Annotated in this window: 13 protein-coding genes; 4 read left to right on the top strand and 9 right to left on the bottom strand. The window is 47.5% G+C overall.

The features are described from left to right. Nucleotides 1–27: 27 nt before the first annotated feature. The 7 genes from MLD56_RS05365 to MLD56_RS05335 all read right to left on the bottom strand — a co-directional run bounded on the left by MLD56_RS05365 (nt 28) and on the right by MLD56_RS05335 (nt 12,273). A complete protein-coding gene (locus tag MLD56_RS05365; protein WP_029516047.1) occupies nt 28–954 on the bottom strand; it encodes a carbohydrate ABC transporter permease in 927 nt (308 codons plus the stop codon). Further along, nucleotides 951–1,856, bottom strand: a complete 906-nt coding sequence (locus tag MLD56_RS05360; RefSeq protein WP_029516046.1) for a carbohydrate ABC transporter permease — start codon at nt 1,854–1,856, stop codon at nt 951–953. Before MLD56_RS05360 ends, MLD56_RS05365 begins: the two co-directional genes overlap by 4 nt. Nucleotides 1,857–1,889: 33 nt before the next feature. After that, nucleotides 1,890–3,245: an ABC transporter substrate-binding protein gene (locus tag MLD56_RS05355; RefSeq protein WP_239645143.1), complete on the bottom strand. Its 1,356-nt coding sequence runs from the start codon at nt 3,243–3,245 to the stop codon at nt 1,890–1,892. A gap of 123 nt (nt 3,246–3,368) precedes the next feature. After that, complete coding sequence (locus MLD56_RS05350) at nt 3,369–4,958, bottom strand: response regulator (protein WP_241113483.1); 1,590 nt, start codon at nt 4,956–4,958, stop codon at nt 3,369–3,371. A 16-nt stretch (nt 4,959–4,974) separates the two neighbouring features. After that, nucleotides 4,975–6,801, bottom strand: a complete 1,827-nt coding sequence (locus MLD56_RS05345; protein WP_029514792.1) for a sensor histidine kinase — start codon at nt 6,799–6,801, stop codon at nt 4,975–4,977. A 13-nt stretch (nt 6,802–6,814) separates the two neighbouring features. Beyond that, nucleotides 6,815–8,113, bottom strand: a complete 1,299-nt coding sequence (locus MLD56_RS05340; protein ID WP_029514790.1) for an alpha-glucosidase/alpha-galactosidase — start codon at nt 8,111–8,113, stop codon at nt 6,815–6,817. Between the two features lie 134 nt (nt 8,114–8,247). Next, nucleotides 8,248–12,273, bottom strand: coding sequence for a DUF5695 domain-containing protein (locus tag MLD56_RS05335; protein WP_029514788.1), 4,026 nt, complete (start codon nt 12,271–12,273; stop codon nt 8,248–8,250). A 524-nt stretch (nt 12,274–12,797) separates the two neighbouring features. Between MLD56_RS05335 and MLD56_RS05330 the strand changes: the two genes are divergently transcribed. The 3 genes from MLD56_RS05330 to MLD56_RS05320 all read left to right on the top strand — a co-directional run bounded on the left by MLD56_RS05330 (nt 12,798) and on the right by MLD56_RS05320 (nt 15,910). Then, a complete protein-coding gene (locus tag MLD56_RS05330; protein WP_029514787.1) occupies nt 12,798–13,199 on the top strand; it encodes a VOC family protein in 402 nt (133 codons plus the stop codon). A 451-nt stretch (nt 13,200–13,650) separates the two neighbouring features. Further along, nucleotides 13,651–14,859 carry an IS110 family RNA-guided transposase gene (locus MLD56_RS05325; RefSeq protein ID WP_029514786.1) on the top strand — a complete coding sequence of 403 codons (1,209 nt, stop codon included), beginning with the start codon at nt 13,651–13,653 and terminating at the stop codon, nt 14,857–14,859. A gap of 199 nt (nt 14,860–15,058) precedes the next feature. Next, entirely contained in the window at nt 15,059–15,910 is an 852-nt protein-coding gene (locus MLD56_RS05320; protein ID WP_029514784.1) for an aldo/keto reductase, read from the top strand. Between the two features lie 117 nt (nt 15,911–16,027). Here the strand turns inward: MLD56_RS05320 and MLD56_RS05315 are convergent, their stop codons facing one another. Further along, a complete protein-coding gene (locus MLD56_RS05315; protein ID WP_029514782.1) occupies nt 16,028–16,714 on the bottom strand; it encodes a TetR/AcrR family transcriptional regulator in 687 nt (228 codons plus the stop codon). Nucleotides 16,715–16,851: 137 nt separating this feature from the next. On the opposite strand from MLD56_RS05315, the gene MLD56_RS05310 reads away from it, so the two are divergent. Next, nucleotides 16,852–18,204: an MATE family efflux transporter gene (locus MLD56_RS05310; RefSeq protein WP_029514780.1), complete on the top strand. Its 1,353-nt coding sequence runs from the start codon at nt 16,852–16,854 to the stop codon at nt 18,202–18,204. Between the two features lie 90 nt (nt 18,205–18,294). On the opposite strand, the gene MLD56_RS25965 is transcribed toward MLD56_RS05310, so the two are convergent. Beyond that, entirely contained in the window at nt 18,295–18,417 is a 123-nt protein-coding gene (locus MLD56_RS25965; protein ID WP_274386749.1) for a hypothetical protein, read from the bottom strand. Nucleotides 18,418–18,450 lie beyond the last annotated feature (33 nt).

Below are 18,450 nucleotides of genomic sequence, written 5' to 3'. Positions count from 1 at the left end.
GAACACACCAGCGCGTCCTAACTTCCTTTAGCCTTTAATCCCTGTCAATGTGATGCCTTCAATAAAATAACGCTGTCCGATAAAAAATATCAGGACGATCGGAGCCAAAATCGTGCTGGAAGCCGCCATCAAGTAAGGCCAGTTGGTATTGTTTAATCCCCGGAAAGTCGCCAGCCCCAGCGCTAGCGTAAAATGCTTTTCGTCACTCAAATAAATAATTGGGCCCAAAAAATCGTTCCACACATCAATAAAAGTGAATATTCCGATCACGATCAATGCAGGCGAAGATAAAGGAATAATGACGCGCCATAGTACAGTCAGAGGCGTACCTCCGTCCATATAAGCCGCTTCGTCCAGATCGCGTGGAACCGTCAGCATGAATTGTCGCATCAAGAAGATGTTAAACGCCCCTCCACCGAACCATGCAGGAACAATGAGTGGCAAAAATGTATTCAGCCCGCCCAGCTCACGCCACATGACGAAAGTGGGAATGAGCGTCACCGCGTAAGGCAACATCATCGACCCGATCAGCAGGGAAAAAATCAGATTACGTCCAGGCCAGCGCAGGCGGGCAAAGGTAAACGCCGACACAATTGAGGTCAACATCACTCCTGCCAGCACACACACCTCAATCATGAACGTATTCATAAAATACCTGCCGAACGGTACTGAAGTCAGCGCCTCCGGGTAATTGCTCCATTGAAAAGGAGAGGGTATCCACTCCGGCGGGAACACGAAAATTTGCGATGTCCCCATCAGAGAGCTGCGAATAAGCCATGCAAATGGCAACAGCATTAAAACACTACCTATAATTAAAACGATATACAGTACAACACGGCTGAGTGGGAAGGGTTTGGAATGGGTGGCGGTCGCAGGACTTCGGGAACGTTCAGGCTGTGGAAGCGGATGTTGTGGTGTTTCTGAAGAATTGACAGAAGAAGTGACCTGATTCATGAACGTTCCCCTCCTTCATAGTGGACCCACTTTTTGGATGTGGAGAAAATCAGAACCGTTAAAACCATGATGACGAAAAATAAGATCCAGGCCAGCGCTGAGGCGTAGCCGATTTTAGTCTCCGTAAAGGCCGTACGCCACAAGTAGAACACATAGAACAGCGTTGAATTATTCGGCCCCCCGTTGGTCATAACATATGCCTGATTGAAGGCCTGAAAGGTGCTGATTAAAGACATGACCAGATTGAAGAAAATGGTTGGTGTCATCGAAGGAATGGTAATATGAAAAAATTTATGCCACCTATTACCGCCGTCTACCTCAGCTGCTTCATACAGATGGGTGGGAACCGACTGAAGTCCCGCCAAAAAGATAATGACCGTGTTTCCGATCCCCCAGGTGCTCATCATGATCAGCGAGGGTATTGCAGTGTTCTCGTCATAAATCCATTTGCTCCCCGGCAGTCCAACGCCCTCCAGCAGCGAATTTAACAGACCAAAATCCGGGTTGAACATCCACAGCCACAACATCGTGTTAGCAATACTCGGTACAATAGTAGGTAGATAATAAATCGTACGAAACACCGACAACCCCCTCACCTTTTGATTTAATAACAGCGCAATGATAAAAGCCGCCGCCAAGCCGAGAGGCACGCTGCCCAGTGCATAATATGTGGTCACGAACATGGATTGGGAAAAGGTAGCATCCTCGGTCAAAATGGTTCGGTAATTATCCAATCCTATAAAGGTCATCTGTCCACCAATCGTCCAATTGGTTAAGCTGAATACGAACGAGGCCACGATCGGTCCAATTGTAAAAATCATTAATCCGAGGATGGCAGGAAGCGCGAATAGCAGACCCCAGTTTCGCTCCATGCGCATCATTCCTGATTTTGGTCGCTTCATGGGCTGTTCTCCTTTCGCAGCTGTCCCGCCGCATTATTCATCCGGGTATACGCCTTGAAGCAATGGCTGAATGATAGGTTCCAGTTCATCCAGCGCCTGCTGCGGCGTCTTCTTGTTCGTCCAGATCAGATCCAGCCCCGGGGTCAGTTTGGAACCGATATCAGGCCAGTTGCGAAGGGTCGAAGTTGACGGCTTGATCGCATAATCTCTGGCATACTCAATGCCTGCCTTCTGAAATTCCAGTGGATGTGCGGCATTATTGGTCCATGACTGGATGGCCTGCTCATCGGTATAATACTTTTCCTCGATAGGCATCCAAAGACCGGACTTGAACAGATCCACCTTTTCGGGATTGTTATGGTATAAATAAAATTCGAGCGCTTCTTTTGGGTGCTTGGTGCTCTGGAAAATGACCGTGGCTCCCGCAACAATCATCGTTTTGGGCTCTTTTAGCTTCGGCAGAACGCCGATACTCCATTGCAGCTGCTTGTTGTTCGAAAAATCAAGCAGGGACCAGGTTCCGTCCACCACCATCGCGACCTTCCTCGTCTGAAGACGAATCGTATTAGACGGCATGTCCTGCTGCTGGATCAAATCAGGAGAAACATGCTCCTTGAACACCAGATCCTGCAGCTTCTGAAAAACCTCCACCGACTCAGGACTGTTCAGGGTGTACTTCTTGCCCGTTTTGTCAGTCAAACCTCCGCCGTTGCTTGCTAAAAGCGGTCCCCAGGAGCTGCGGTCATTGCCGAAGGCAAAGCCGTACTGCACAATATTTTTCGGATCAAATCCACTGTCTCCCGGATGCTTGCCGTTCTGATCCTTGGTCAGCTTTTTGGCAATTTCCAGGAATTCATCCCATGTCCATGCTTTTTGAGGATCAGCCGGAGGGACGGGTACCCCTGCTTCTGTAAACAACTCCTTGTTGTAAAATAACTGCATCACTTCCAATGCGGTGTAATTGCCGATAGACTTGCCGGGTTCGCTGTAGAGATAGGAGGATTTGAGCTTGTTTTTTAATTCGGGATATTCGTCATAATAAGAGGATAAATCCAGGAGTCTGCCTTCACTTGCCCATTTCATTGTGAGGGAATCACCCAGGTAGGCGATATCAGGAAGCTGATTGGCAGCCATTAACGTGTTAATTTTCGTCGTGTAGTCACCAGGGACATGCTCGCCCTTCACCCGGATGTTCGGGTGGAATGCATTAAAGCTTTGAATCATTTTTTCCATCGCCTGCTTCTCATCATTGCTTCCCCAGTACATGAACTTGAGTTCGACCGCATTGGGATTAGCCGGTTCGCCAGCGTTACCACTGCAAGCCGTCAGCCCTGTCAACATCACCGTCATCACGAGAGCCATCCATGTCCGTAACCTTCGTTTCAGCAAATCAACCGGCCCCTTCCTGAACTGGTTTCTCCTTACAAGCCTATTATGCGCTGAGAGCCCAGAGCCGACCACCCAACGACTCCAGACTCTCTTTGTTTTGGTATGATTTTTTTAACAGCGCGTTTACAAAAATGTTTTACGAAACTCCGTCGGGGTCAGTCCAGTATGCTTTTTAAAGGCAATGCTAAAATAGTTCGTATCTGTGAATCCCACAAGCTCCGCTACCTCCGCCACCTTGCGATTCGGGTCCAGCAGCAGTTCTCGGGCTCGCTCAAAGCGAACACGCGTCTGGTAGTCGGCGAAGCTTTCACCTGTAACCTGCTTGAAACGGGTACTCAAATATTTGGGACTCATATTCATGTACTCTGCCAGACGGTTCAGCCCTCCATCCTCCTGAAGATGCTCCCGAATCCATTCCTTGGCCCGTTGGAATTTGCGGGGAATATCCTTCTCGCGTGATTCTCGGACATGTCGACCCACCCGAACAAAATAGCGCGATACATAATCAACCATCTCGGGCCCATGTCGTAATCGGGACAGTTCCAGCAACGGGTCCTGCTCCTGCATGGACGTTTGTCCTACAGATGCATCACTCTGAACGATCCGCATGACGAACAGCACGAGCTGGGTGACGATCATTTTCACCTGCTTGAATGGCAACCCTGCCAACTGTCCTGACCATTCCTGTAAAATCGCATGTACGGCAGCATCATTACCGGCTCGAATTTCCGTAATCATCAGCAGTTCCTTCTCCAGTAATTGACTGCTGTTTGGCTCGGCCGCCTGAATGCTCTCGTAGGGGATGATCTGGCTATAGCCCACCCACCCCCGATGCTCCGCCGCTTGCACGGCTTCCTCATACGCCTCGGGAAGTTGCTCCATCCGTTGTACAGGACGGCTAATCCCGATGGACACGCCCAGACTCAATCGTTCCTGCACGGCCTGCCGAATCTGCTGTGCCGCCCGCTCCGCCGCCCTGCAAGATGCCGTCGCCAGCAGCACAACACGCCGATCGCGGGAAACCGCTGCACTGTGCGCCTTCGCTCCGGTCGCTGCCGCAGCCTCCCCAGCCAGTCCAGCGAATACATGGCTGTTTTTATGCATGGAACCGTGTGACTTGCTAGCGGCTGCTTCCTGCTGCGACGCCTCCTCCAGCTCGCAACACAGCACGGTATAAGGCGGCCCACTCGTCTCGCCGAAAAATCTCAGCCCGTCCATCTCCCGAATGACCTCGGCTGCAGGACGCCGCTGCTGGAGCAGATCCAGCAGTAGATGCTCCCTGTACAATGGCTCCAATGAACGATGGCGGTGAATCGCTTCCTCCTCGCTTCTTCGCCATTGCGCAATACGATCCTCAGCCCGGCTCAATGCCGCTTCGAAATCCTCGCTGGTCACCGGCTTGAGCAAATAATCGACCGCTTGAAGCGAGACTGCCTGACGAATATACGTCATAGATTCGTACCCTGTCAGGAATAATAACGGGGTCTGCTGATCCTTGTCCCGAATGGTTTTTGCTACGTCCAGTCCACTCATATCCGGTAAATTAATATCCAGTAAAACCATGTCCGGTCGCTGCTCCGTATACAAACGTAATGCCGTTGCGCCGTCCCCCGCCACATCACTGACTTCCACTGACAGGCCACTTTCCGCCACCATCAGCTTCAGTCCTTCCCGAATATGATATTCGTCGTCCACAATCAGCAGCCGGTACATGCCCTTCTCCCCTTTCTTATTCAGTTCGAATGGGTGCCAGTAAGGTAACCGAGGTGTACTGACCCGGCTCGCTTGTCACGGACAGTCCATATTGCGGACCATAATGCCCAAGACGTTCATGTACATTGCGCAGTCCAAAGCCAATAGCACTTCCCCGCTCGGCATCTAGCGACTTCCGAATATCGTCCAGACGCTCGGCTCCAATACCGCCCCCATCATCACTGACCGTCAAACGCAACATATCCCCTTCCCTTGTGCCGGATAACATGATATAGCCATGGTCGGTGCGCCCTTTTAAACCGTGGTAAATAGCATTTTCGACGAGCGGCTGGAGGATTAGTTTGGGTACATAAAATCCGCAAATATCCTCCTCTACCTCGCAAATCCACTCGAACGAATTCCTAAACCTGAACTGCTGCACCTTCACATAGGCGCTTACATGCTCAACTTCCTGTCCCAAACTGATTTGCTCTCGGCCATAACTTAGTGAAATGCGAAAACATTTACCGAAGGCACCGATTACCTCTGCCATATCCCGTTGCCCATTCGCCAATGCCATTCCCTTCAGTGACTCCAGCGTGTTGTACAAAAAATGCGGATTAATCTGCGCCTGAAGCGCGCGGAACTCAGCCTGCTTACGCGACAGCAACGCTTCGTAGACCTGATCGTACAGTTCATGATTTTTTTGCATCATATGAAGAAAACGCTCCCCGATCTGCCCTACCTCATCCTTAGGATTAAAAACAACGGAAGTAGGAGCTTCGAAAGCTTGGGCTGAGCCTGTAGCATTCACACTCCCATCGACCGCCATTAATCGGCTCAATTGAAGCAGGGGGCGACGAATCGTGTCACTCAGCCGATAAGACAGCATCCAGCCCAGCATCAGTGCAACCAGAAAAGTCCAGATGGTCCAGGCACCAATTTTCCGCGCATCCTCGAACAGCACAGACTGATCGACTTTTTGCAGCAGCGTCCATTGTCCTTCATTTAACGGGCCGTAAGAGATCATCGTTTGGCGACCGTTCCATGTTCTCCAGTCCTTCGTAAGCACTGGCCTATCCACAGCCGATTTAGCAATCTGCCGCAATAGCGCTTGATCCGCAACGCTTTGCTCCGGCAATCGGTATACAGGCTCGCCCTCCTGATCCAGCACCCACATCTGGGTATTGCCGTCTGTCTCATGAAAAGCAAGCCCCCGAAACAGACTAGCCTTGTCGATTTCCAGCAGCAAAAATCCGAGGGGTGCGTAATCTCCAGTCGTTTTTCGAAGTAGCTTCCCCACATAGATGCGATCCCTCGCCATCCCGCGTCCTGATTCAAACGGCGAATGAGCCATCCACATCATGGGCCGCTCGGCGAGCAGGCGGCGATAGTACACACGTGCTTCCTCTAATGTAGGAAGGCCGCCAAAACGGACCGAAACATTCCCCTGATAGAGAGAATGCTTGAGCCCGCCATTGGCGGCATATATGAGAGAGGACGTGATATACGGCTTGGTCTGGGTTTGCGTACGGACAACCATACTGAGTGTTTCATCGTTCCGTAAATATTCATAATCATCTTCCGGCTTGGTCTCCAGCATGGACTGCACATCAGGATTGCTGAGAATGGCATTGGTCAGGTCATTCAAATCGGAAAGCGTCGCATTGACGTAATTTTCACTCATTTGCCGAGACTGCATAGCTAATGCTTCTGATTTCTCACCGATGGAATGGGCCGCGATCCGGTAAAAGGTAAAGGTCAATACCACCATCGGAATGACGGTGAGTACCAGCGTCAGTACAATAAATTTCCCACGGATTGTAGGAATCCCGGCGAACTTTTGACGACCCCGGCCTCCCATTCATCTGTCTCCCTTACACATAGGGTGGGAGCCATTCCCCGTGCGCTGCGATCAGGTCATCACACAGAGAAACGATATCATCTATGGACAGCTCTGCGGACGTGTGCGGGTCCAACATAGCAGCATGATAAATGTGCTCCTTTTTCCCGGTGATTGCAGCTTCAATCGTTAACAGCTGGGTATTAATATTCGTCCGGTTCAGTGCAGCACATTGGGGTGGCAAATCCCCGACAAAGGTTGGCGTAACCCCGTTACGATTCACCAGACAGGGTACCTCTACACAGGCTTCCTTCGGCAGATTGGTAATTAAGCCTGTGTTCATCACATTGCCACCAATGGCAAAAGGCTGATTCGTTTCGATCGCCTCAAATATATAAGAGGCATACTCGTTTGACCGTTCATGACGCAAATCCTGATCGCCCAAAAGCTCCTCACGCATCGTTTCCCATCGTGCAATCTGGTTCACACAGCGGCGCGGGTATTCATCCAAAGGAATATTGAAGCGCTCGATCAGCTCAGGGTATGCCCGTTTGATAAAATACGGATGATATTCCGCATTATGCTCGGACGATTCTGTAATGTAATAGCCGAATTTTAGCATCATTTCAAAGCGTACCATATCATGATGCTTTTCCTGCTGTTTAGCGGCGGCTCGTTTTTTAATCTCAGGATATAAATCTACACCATCCTTACTCACTTCGAGCAGCCACGCCATATGATTGATGCCTGCGATTTTTGCCTTTACACCTTCCTGCTCCAGCCCAAGGCTTTTGAACAGCTCCGGTATACACGCCTGCACGCTATGACACAGCCCTACCGTACGGACACCGCCATAAACGTTCATTACATTCGTCAGCACTGCCATCGGATTGGTGTAGTTGAGAAACCAAGCATCCGGGCACACCTCACGCACGTCTGCCGCAAAATCGAGCATTACCGGAATCGTGCGTAAATTGCGGAAAATGCCACCAATGCCGACCGTATCGGCAATCGTTTGGCGCAGACCGTATTTTTTTGGAATTTCAAAATCCGTAATTGTACACGGATCATAGCCGCCCACCTGGATGGCATTTACCACATAAGTCGCTCCACGCAGTGCTTCCTTGCGGTCAGTGTAGGAGCGGATCACACAGGTGCTCCCTGTTGTTTTTTTCAAATTGGATAAAATATTTTCTGAATCTTTCAGCCTTACGGGGTCAATATCGAACAACGCTAGTTCAAAGCCCTGCAAAGCAGGCGTCAACATACAATCGCCAAGCACATTTTTAGCAAATACCGTACTGCCTGCACCCAGAAATGTAATCTTGCTCATACTTTATCCCCCATTCACATTTTGTTCGCAGCTTTGCACTCCAAATGCAAGGATACCCACCGCCACTCTCCCCTTTATAGGAGGAAAGTGACGATGGGAAAAATTAGTCATGACTATGCGTTGTTGCCGCCCATTCAGAATACCCCCGCTGATTTAGCGGAGCTGACAGGTCGAGGCGGTAAGGCAGATGTTACCGGGGATGTCGTAGTTGGCGGGGTTACTGAATTCTCCGGGCCAACCGGTGTTACCGATGGAACCGCAGCCCCTACCTCAATCACGGTTACCTTCGCCATTGCCTTTAACTCTGTCCCTTCTACTTTGCCCTTCAACTCAAACGAACCTGGAGCAGCATATTGTGCAGGGTCTATATCCTCCCATTCCACAGCCACCCATTTAGTGGAGCCTTCGCCATACGTAGCTTCCACTACGCTTGGCAGTTCGGGTTTTTCACCCGTACGAGTCGTCACGTTTACTTCTTTTAAAGCCGTAATTTTCTCGACTCCCGTTAGGCTTTGTGCTGTACCGGAGACCAAACCTGCTACCTCAGAAGCATTCAAAGCACGGCTGTAGATCCGGAATTCATCCACCAGACCATTGAAATAAGGATCAGGGTATTGAGATTTGCCGATAAAATTATTTTTGGTCTGTCCCAGACTGGTAGGATTCAGGGTCAAGTTGGTATTGCGTCCCACTTCTTTTCCATCCACGTATAAAATACCTGTGGAACCTGAAAGCGTGACCGCAACATGCTTCCATACGCCTGTCGGCAGTACAGGGCCTTCAATCGTCTGCTCCTGTCCCTGCCCGTTGCCTTGATTGGTAATGGCAAACAGCATGGTATTTCCTGCTTTAGGCGTCAGGAACATATATTCATTCGTCCCGGAGCCGAAGTCAAAAATCCGTACATAATCGCTCAGGCTGTTCGCTTTGACCCAGCCGGATACGGTCAATTGCTGTGCACGACTGACAATACCCGCCGGAAGCTGCACGTAGCTGTCCTTGCCGTTCAGGCTGACAGCATTGCCTGTTTTACCCGCAGCCCATGCAGCCGTTCCCTTCACGGCAGCATCATTGCCACTGTCCGAAGAATCCGCAACTACAGAACCGCTGGTTTCATCAAACTTGTAAACGGCAAGCTGTTCAAGTAACGGAGCGGCCGGTTCAGCTACCACCGTTACTTTAGCCTCCGCTGACAACTGAGAATCGCTGGCTGTCAGCTTGAACACATACGTTCCTGGCTCGGAAACGTCCACCTTCGTGCGAAGCGATGTTTTGCTGCTGAATGTGACCTTCGCGTCCTGTGGTCCTTCGACCAGACTCCACTCGCTCGTCACCTTTCCTTGCGGAAGTCCATCATCCGTAGCTGTGCCTTTCAAAATAATTTGATCCGGCAGCTTCACCTTCGAATCTTTGCCAGCGTCTACAACAGGTGCCTTGTTCGGATCAGGTGTGGTTGGTGTCAGCTCTACCGTGTAGGAGGATGCTGTACCAATCTCCAATTTAAGCTTGTTGGAAGGCGCATATGCATTAAACTTCCCTTGTGATTGACCGCCTACTTTAACCAAATACGTTCCTTTCTTCAAACCGTCAAATGTAATGTACGTGGAATGAGCTTGGCCTGGCGTTTGATTTTTCAACTGAAGCCATACATAATCCTTGGAAGTTGCCAGCTTGGCTTCTGTATACTGATCCTTTTCCAGCTCGATATACATCTTTTCCGTAATCAGATTGATTCGCTTGAACAAACCGTCCAGCGGCTTGATCGTATACACGTTGCCACTTTTGCTCACCTCTGCACCGTAGCCCGTCAATCCAAAAATCGGATCCATCGCGATATCAGCGCTTAAGGTTTTGAGCGCACCGAACAATCCGAGATCAGCCTCACCACTCATGCCGCGCCAGCCGTTAAAGAGCGGAACATTTTTACCGCCGCCAGTGCCGTTCGTGCCGTTATTGCCTTTTTCCGCTTGATACGTCCATGCGACCGCCCCGATGTTTTCAGGGTCCGAGCTGATTTGCCCGGAGTTAATCGCTCCGACATTGGCAATTTTAGCTGCATAGGACAACCGTTGTTGTTCCTCACGGTGATTGTCCTCATGATGGCGAATCCAGTCATCCATCGCATATCCAGCAAGCGAAGTCGTGTACTGGAAGTTAAACCAGTTCTCCCCGGTAATCGTCACCGGATCGGTGTAGTAGTACCATACGGGCATATGACCGCGTGCCGCACGGGTTTTGGCATTGATTTTACCCATCATTTCCAGGGCTTTACTTTGCTCGCCCTCTGTATCTATATTCTGCTTGGCTAACGTATATACAGCTTCTTCCCCTGTATTGTCATAGCTATATTCAGAACCATAAGGATACTTTGTATTTTTAAAATTGTTATATTTACGATCCATTTTTTCCTTAAGATCATTCGCTTCATCATCATAGCCTTCATCATGAAGTGCCTGAATAATATCCGGTGTGGTCAGTTCGCCCATCAAACCTGTTTCCCAGTTGTACGCGACTGGCCCTTCATACAATGCTTTGAAAATGTTATACGCCCGCAGCAAATACGTTTCCTTTGGATGCTTGTAAGTAACAAGATCCGGGTATTCCTTGGCAATCTTGTACATGCTGAAATACGTGTTGTATACATGCGGATAAGCATACCCTCGATAGGTCGGTGTATCGTTAGGCTCTGGCATCAAGAAATCATGAATTAAATAATCCTCATGATGTCCGTTCATCAGATTCGTCCAGATCGCCGTTTCCAAATAATCGTCTACGGCCCGCACCTCTTTAGCGACCGGAGACAGTGTGTTTTTCTCAGCCAGAAACTGTCCGTGCGTCAGACCCCAATCGTCTCCCCAGCCCCAGTAGCCGTTGAAAATGTTCCGTTTGGATTTGGTATGCATCATCCAATCGTCAAATACCTTGTCGCGCAGATCACCCGGTACATTCCATTGGGTTTTGTCGACCATAAATGTAGCGTGCCGTTGCAGCGCTTGATCAATCGGCTCGATGGCATAAAATTGTAGAACCGTTTTGCTGCCATTGCCGTATTCTACCGTTATGAAATTCGGACCCAATTTAGTAAATTTCAATTCATAAATGTGGTGTCCTCCAGCCTTGCTATCCGTCTCTGGAATAACGGTTCCGTCGGGATAGGTTACTTTGCTGATCGCCTGCTTGGAGCGCAGGTCCACCTTCGCCTTTTGATTCGTAGGCACGATCATGCCGGGTACGACTGTTGTATCCACCAAGTTTTCTTGGTACAACGTATCTTTTACATCATGCTCGTCCTTCACAGCCAGAAACTTGAAGCCATAGTTTTTGCTTTGACCGGGATTCAGGATCAGGCTTGTATTGGGCAAATAGCCCCGGTTGGTGGACTTGATGACATTGGAATGAATATAAAATACATTCAGCCCTTCCAGCCATTTACCTTCATTGGCCGGATTCCAGGCCCATTTGCTGCCCGGATGCTCCTCATCCCGCCAGTGATCCTGATATTCAAAACCCGCACCTGTTGTCGAATCAGGAATCAGCAAAAGGGAAGAGCCAATGCCGCTGGGACGCCCAGCTGTAATATAGGAGCTGTTATTGCCGACAAAGGAATGCGTCACCACTCTAGTTTCGTAGATCGCATCACCATTAGTCCATTGCTCATTAAAAGGCAGAGGCAAACCGAAATCGCCAATCTCCAATTTTTTCCCACTTGTATTCTGTACCTGTATATTCCACAACACCGAACCATTCGACTCTGCCGAATACGTTTCGATGACTTTAAAATTGCGTATGCCTTCTGCATTAGTAGAGTTCTCGTACGTGACAGTGACACGGTTACCACTGATTGTGATCTTGCGTGCGTCTGCCGACTTGTTCGTCCATGCTTTCGTCCAGCTACCTCCATCCAATCGATACGTGAACATCAGCTCCCCTAGCCACTGATGATCTGCGGTGTTCTGTTCAGGTGTTACCGTTGCGTTCATGACATACTCTGTCGGAAAAACATCTCCCTTGATACGTATGGATGAAATTTCGCCATGCTCGCCTGTCTGAATCGTCAGCTTGTCATTGGATAGTTCATGGGCCTCTGCCGTATGCACTCCAAACAACACAGACGCTGTGGTTAAAAATAAAAACGCCGCCAATATTCCCTTAAATTTCATCAACACGGCCTCCTTTTGGATTTCGGGGTCCTGATTTGCTTGCCAATCACCTGAAGTCTCTTCATTTCGCCGCAACCTCCTTGGAAATGTAAGCGTTACAACTCTATTGTACAAATCCTTGTCCACTGGTGAAATCAACATTTTCAACCGATTTTTATAGGATTTCAACCTTTCGAGACCACCACTTTATCATTGAACTATCGTTTCTCGTTAGTTCAATGTTTTAATTCTACTTTAGTCCCAAAAATTTAATTTCAGTAATTATATGTTTCGCGCTGAGGGTGCTTATCTATAGACTGGATTACAAAACGCATTTCTACTTTGATGCGAAATCCATTTCTTGGCTAGATCGATACCTTGACGGAGACGATGCTGGAACAGAGAAGTAAATAAGTTTACTAAGGAAACCGCAGAATGCATGACAGGATGTCATACCTTGCAGTTTCTTTTATAAGATTCGCTTCTGCTGCCAGAAGTAGAGTATAGTAGGAGTAGTTGAAAAAATATTCCAGGAGGCTACAGCCATGTCACAGGATATCTGGATTAACCTGCCGGTCAAAGATGTTGAGAGGTCAACTGCCTTTTTCAATGAGATTGGATTCCATGCGGTGAGCGTTGGTAACGAGAGATCCAAGCTTGCCATAGGCCAAACAACGATTCTGCTGTTCCCGGATGCGGCGTTTGAGCAATTCACAGGTTCAAAAACCGCAGATACTTCCAATACCGCAGAAGTAATATTTTCCATTGGCGCTGAAAGCAGAGAAGAAGTAGATGCCTTTATTCAAAAAGTAGAGTTTGCCGGAGGAAACATCTTTGGCAAGCCGAGTGAAATTGACGGCTGGATGTACGGCGCAGGATTTGCCGACCTGGATGGTCACCGCTGGAACCTGCTGTACATGGATGAGAGCAAAATGCCGAAACGCTAATATGAAAACGCCGGTCACCTGCTTAAGGTCACCGGCGTTTTTTACACCCCTATAATCTCATATCAGTAATTCAAATCAAAATGGTTGCTTAGAAGGAAAAATTCGTGGGTTAAACTTATACAAATCACCTGGGTTAGCCCGTATTAATTTATTGGTCTTACATAAATAATCAATATTAACGCATATTTGAACTAACCTGCCCGTTCGTATTATGAGATCAGCCAGTTATTTCTGGTTGATCCCTTTTTATTTGGGTTTGAGGATTAAGGTAGCCGGGTCGAACGTTCCTGCCCGTGGGACTTGATCCCGAGAGCTATAATGTTCACCCCTACTTGTCATGACCATGATTGAGGCTGGTTGGGACACGAGATCCCGTATAACAAGCGATGCTATGGAGCGACAAGAACCCTTAGGGGCTACCGGTAAATCTATTCGTATAGGGAGAGATCTAATGAATCCAGTTATCGGTCTAGATATTTCTAAAGAAGAAAGTCATGGACAAGCCTTTTTAGAGCGTGGAAAACCGTACAAGGGAACTTTCCATTTCGCACATACTCGAGATGGACTGGAGGAACTGCTTCAAGCAATTCAAGAAGTCGAACATGCGTCCAGACTGCGTCCTTTGCTTATTCTAGAAGCAACTGGGCATTACCAATGTCCCGTTGTTCAGTTCCTAGAAGAGCATCGCTATCTATATATTGTCATTAATCCGCTCATCTCAAATCGGCTTAGGAAGTCCAATCTTCGTAAAGTGAAAACGGATGCTGCTGATGCTTATCTTTTGGGAGAGTTGTTCTACAAAGAAGAGTTTGAACCTTTTAAGAAAAGAGGTGTGCAACTGCTCAATCTTCGCTATCTAACGAGACAATATGAGTCTCTTTCAAAGATGTGTGTGCAGACTAAATTGCAATTCCAAGCTGTTCTGGATCAGGTTTTCCCAGCATACAAGGGTGTCTTCGGAGCTATGTATTCAGGCGTTTCACTACGATTTTTAAGTGAATTTCCAACCTCATATTCGGTTTTGCAAACGGACGAAGAAACACTTAAAGCTAAAATCAAAGACATGCTTTCAACGAAACGAGGCCGTTCAAAGGACTGGATTAACGAGCGAGTAAAGCGGCTGCTTGATGCGGCAAAACAAAATCCCTTCGAGCAAACCTTGTACGCTAGCCACTTAATAAATTTAAAAGTTCTTATTACTCTCATTCTTCAGTACCAGGAGCATCTTGCTGAGTTGGAACAGAACATAAATGCCCTGGCTGAAGAAATCGAAGAGTATGATTTAATCCAGTCGATTCCCGGTATTGGCCATAAAATTGCGGCAACAATTTTATCGGAAGTTGGAGAAATCGACCGATTTGATCATCCAAAGAAACTAGTAGCCTTTGCTGGTATTGATCCCAGTGTTTTTGCTTCAGGTAAGTTCACCGCAACTCGAAATCGAATTACCAAACGTGGTTCTCGGCAGCTTCGTTATGCGCTGGTTATGGCTGTCCAGTGCGGACTTATCCGTTCTCGCAATATGCGGATCAAAGAGTTTTATGACCGCAAGAGAGCCGAAGGAAAACCGCATAAAGTAGCTCTGGTTGCATGTGCAAATAAGCTTGTTCATTGGATTCACGCCATCTTAAAAAGTAAAAAGGCATTTCGTCAGGCTTAACGAAATTATATTGGTATAACCTTCCAAGGCACAGATTAACTGGAGGGTTATTTGGCGTGCCTATTTTAACTATACCATATGATTTAGGTTCTCGTTCCTGGGAATCTTGACAGCTATTAGCTGGTATAGTTGAACCCCGAATTAAATTAAGTTTTGCTTACATTCCGTAAAAGTATTTCCCTAATACTAAGGATTTTATATGCAAAAAGTAACTTTGAACAATGGGATTGAGATGCCTATACTCGGTTTTGGTGTTTATCAGATCCAAGATGCAAATGAATGTGAACAAAGCGTTTATGACGCTATTATGGCAGGCTATCGGCTGATTGATACCGCTGCCTCTTATCTAAATGAAGAAGCAGTTGGCAGAGCGATCAAACGTAGTGGCGTGGCAAGAGAGGAGTTATTTATCACTACGAAACTTTGGGTTCAGGATACTGGTTATGAGCGTACAAAAAAGGCATTTGAAAAATCATTGGAAAGATTGCAGTTGGATTATTTGGATTTGTATTTAATTCACCAGCCATATGGAGATGTGTTTGGTTCTTGGCGCGCTATGGAGGAATTGTATCGTGATGGAAAGGTCCGTGCAATCGGCGTTAGTAACTTCCATGAGGATCGCCTGATCGATTTGATTATTCATAATGAAGTAGTTCCTGCCGTAAATCAGGTTGAAACTCACCCATTCAACCAGCAAATTGAAAATGCAAAATTTATGAAAGAGAATAATGTTCAGATCGAATCCTGGGCGCCTTTTGCTGAAGGGAAAAACAACTTGTTCCAGCATGAAATATTGGTATCCATAGCTGAAAAATATAATAAATCCGTTGCTCAGGTGGTTTTACGCTGGTTGGCACAAAGAGAAGTTGTTGTGATTCCAAAGTCTGTTCGTAAAGAGAGAATTATCAAAAACTTCGATATCTTTGACTTTGAGTTAAGCCAGGAGGATATGGAGTCGATTACTACGTTAGATACGAAACAGAGCCTGTTCTTTTCACATCGCGATCCTGACATGGTGAAATGGATCAGTACCCGTAAACTCGATATCTAACCCTCTTTCAAAAGATCCCCGTAGGTTTTGATTACGCCAAAAGAACCAACAATTTAGGGTAAACGTAAACCTAATTGAAACCGCCCATCCAATAACCGGATGGGCGGTTTTTACATACTACTTCTCCTTCTCCTGCTCCTTTATCACCTGCTCAATCCCCAACAGAATCAGCTTCAAGCCGAACTCAAACGCCCCGTCGGTTCCCATCAGATTGAACAGCCCGTTCGTGAACATCCTCCGAAACAGTCCCACATCCGTCTCGCTCATGGAGTCCAGAAGGCGAATCATCTCCTCACCCGGATGCGCTTTCTGGTCCTTAAAGATAGCGGAGACATTGCGCTCATGCTGATAATCGTCTAGAACGAAATAGAAGACATAGTTCACAAGCGTAGTAACCACTTGCATTTTCTGCTCTTGCTCAAGCGGCGTCGATTCCACGCAGAGCAGCATACGGTTGGTGAACCGGATGATGTCCGGTTCGTGGGGCAGAATCATCATCATGAGCTGCGTGGAGCAGGGATATCGGCTGAGCACGTTCCGTACCGTTACCGCAAGCCCCGTCAGCTGCTCCTTCCATTCCCCCTCGGAGTGGAACTCTTCCAGAATCATTTTCGATACCTGGTTGGCCAGACGCTGGTAGAGATGCTGTTTGCTCTTGAAGTACCAGTACAGAGAGGGAGCCTGAATCCCTAACCTGTCGGCCAATCGTCTCATGCTTAATTTCTCGATGCCCTCCTCTCCAAGAAGCTCCCACGAGGTTTCCAAAATCTTATCCTCCGAAATCTGAGGTTGCTGCTTTTTCATGTCATCCGCCCTTTTATCTAACAGTGTAAGTTTATGCTTTACAGGTTCATTGGTTCATGATACCATCTAGCACTGTAAGGCACAACCTAACAGTGTTAGACTGGAAGGCAAAATAAATAGAGAAAGTAGTGATCCGCATGGATGCAGAAAACCTCCATTACTTTGAAAAAGCACCGGTCGCAAAAGCCGTAGCTCACTTCGCTATACCAATGATGCTAGGCACGTCAATGAGTGTCATTTATTCCATCTTGAATGCCTATTTCCTTGGTACACTTCACAATACTGCCATGTTAACCGCACTCGCACTGACCCTGCCGTTATTCGCAATCATTATGGCGCTAGGCAATTTGATTGGCATGGGTAGCGGTACATTCATCTCCCGTTTGCTAGGAGAGAAAAAATATGATGAGGTAAAGCATGTGTCTTCATTTGCCTTTTACAGCAGTTTAGTTCTCGGTCTTATCGTGATGGCCGTGGGTCTCCCGTTGATCAATCCAATCGTTCATGGCCTGGGAGCAACGTCTGACTCCTTCGGATTCACGAAGGACTATGTCACGATTATGCTTATTGGCTCACCATTCGTCGTATTATTCTTCACACTGGAGAATATCGTGCGTTCGGAGGGCGCAGCAATCACGTCGATGATCGGTATGATTCTCAGTGTTGTTATAAATATTATTCTCGACGCGTTAGTCATCTTCGTGCTCCATTGGGATGTGATCGGCGTTGCGTCTGCTACGGTCATTTCTAACTTGGTTGCGAGTGCATTCTACGCCTTCCATATGGGATATAAGAGCCAATTCTTAACCGTCTCCGTAAAATGGTTCAAGGCTACCAAGGACATTCTGAGCAATGTATTCAAAATCGGAGTTCCTGTCTTTATTATGAGTATCTTTTTGGGTGCAATGTCGCTCATCTTTAACCATTTTCTTGTCGAATACGGGGATCAGGCAGTAGCGGCTTACGGAATTTCATCACGTTTATTGCAATTTCCTGAGTTTATTCTGATGGGCTTATGCGAGGGAGTCGTGCCGTTGATTGCCTTCTCATTCACAGCGAATAAATTACGCATGAAGAATACCATTGGATTTACGATCAAAGTGATTGTGGCGTTAGCAGTCGTATTTGGCATCATCGTCTATTTGATTTCCGACCACTTAATTGGTTTATTTACAAATGACTCGCAATTAATTGGAATGGGCAGCTACATTCTACATGTGACATTCCTATCCTTGTTCATTACAGGAATGACCACATTGTTTACCGGGATCTTCCAAGCATCAGCACAAGGAACTGCCGCGTTTATTATGTCAATTATTCAAGGAATTACTCTGATTCCTGTGTTGTTTATCGCCAATCAAATGAACGGCTTCCACGGGGTGGTCTGGTCGCTTGTCATTGCGGATGCGGTCGCATTCCTTGTTGGTGCCATCATGTTGTATGTTTTGCGGACCAAATTGCAGCCAGAATTGGATAAGTTAGTACAGTAGAAAACATATAACACCCAAGAAGGCAGGATAGGACACTCCCCGACCCTGCCTTTTTTAGGTATATGGACGGGGAATAGGGCAATTGTCATTTTAAAAAGGAAAATGCCCCCTACCTACACGATCTTGCTTATTCAGCGCCCCCATCGCCACACTCATCGGAAAGTTCTTACCTCTGAAGATCATCGTTCCCAGCGCAAACTTCGAGACGAGCAAATCCGTGCCTCCTAATCCCTTATATTTCATTTT

The sequence above is a fragment of the Paenibacillus peoriae genome, assembly GCF_022531965.1.
Classification (GTDB): Bacteria; Bacillota; Bacilli; order Paenibacillales; family Paenibacillaceae; genus Paenibacillus; species Paenibacillus polymyxa_D.
Note: the sequence above shows the minus strand (reverse complement) of the source record. Positions and strands in the feature narration are given on the sequence as shown.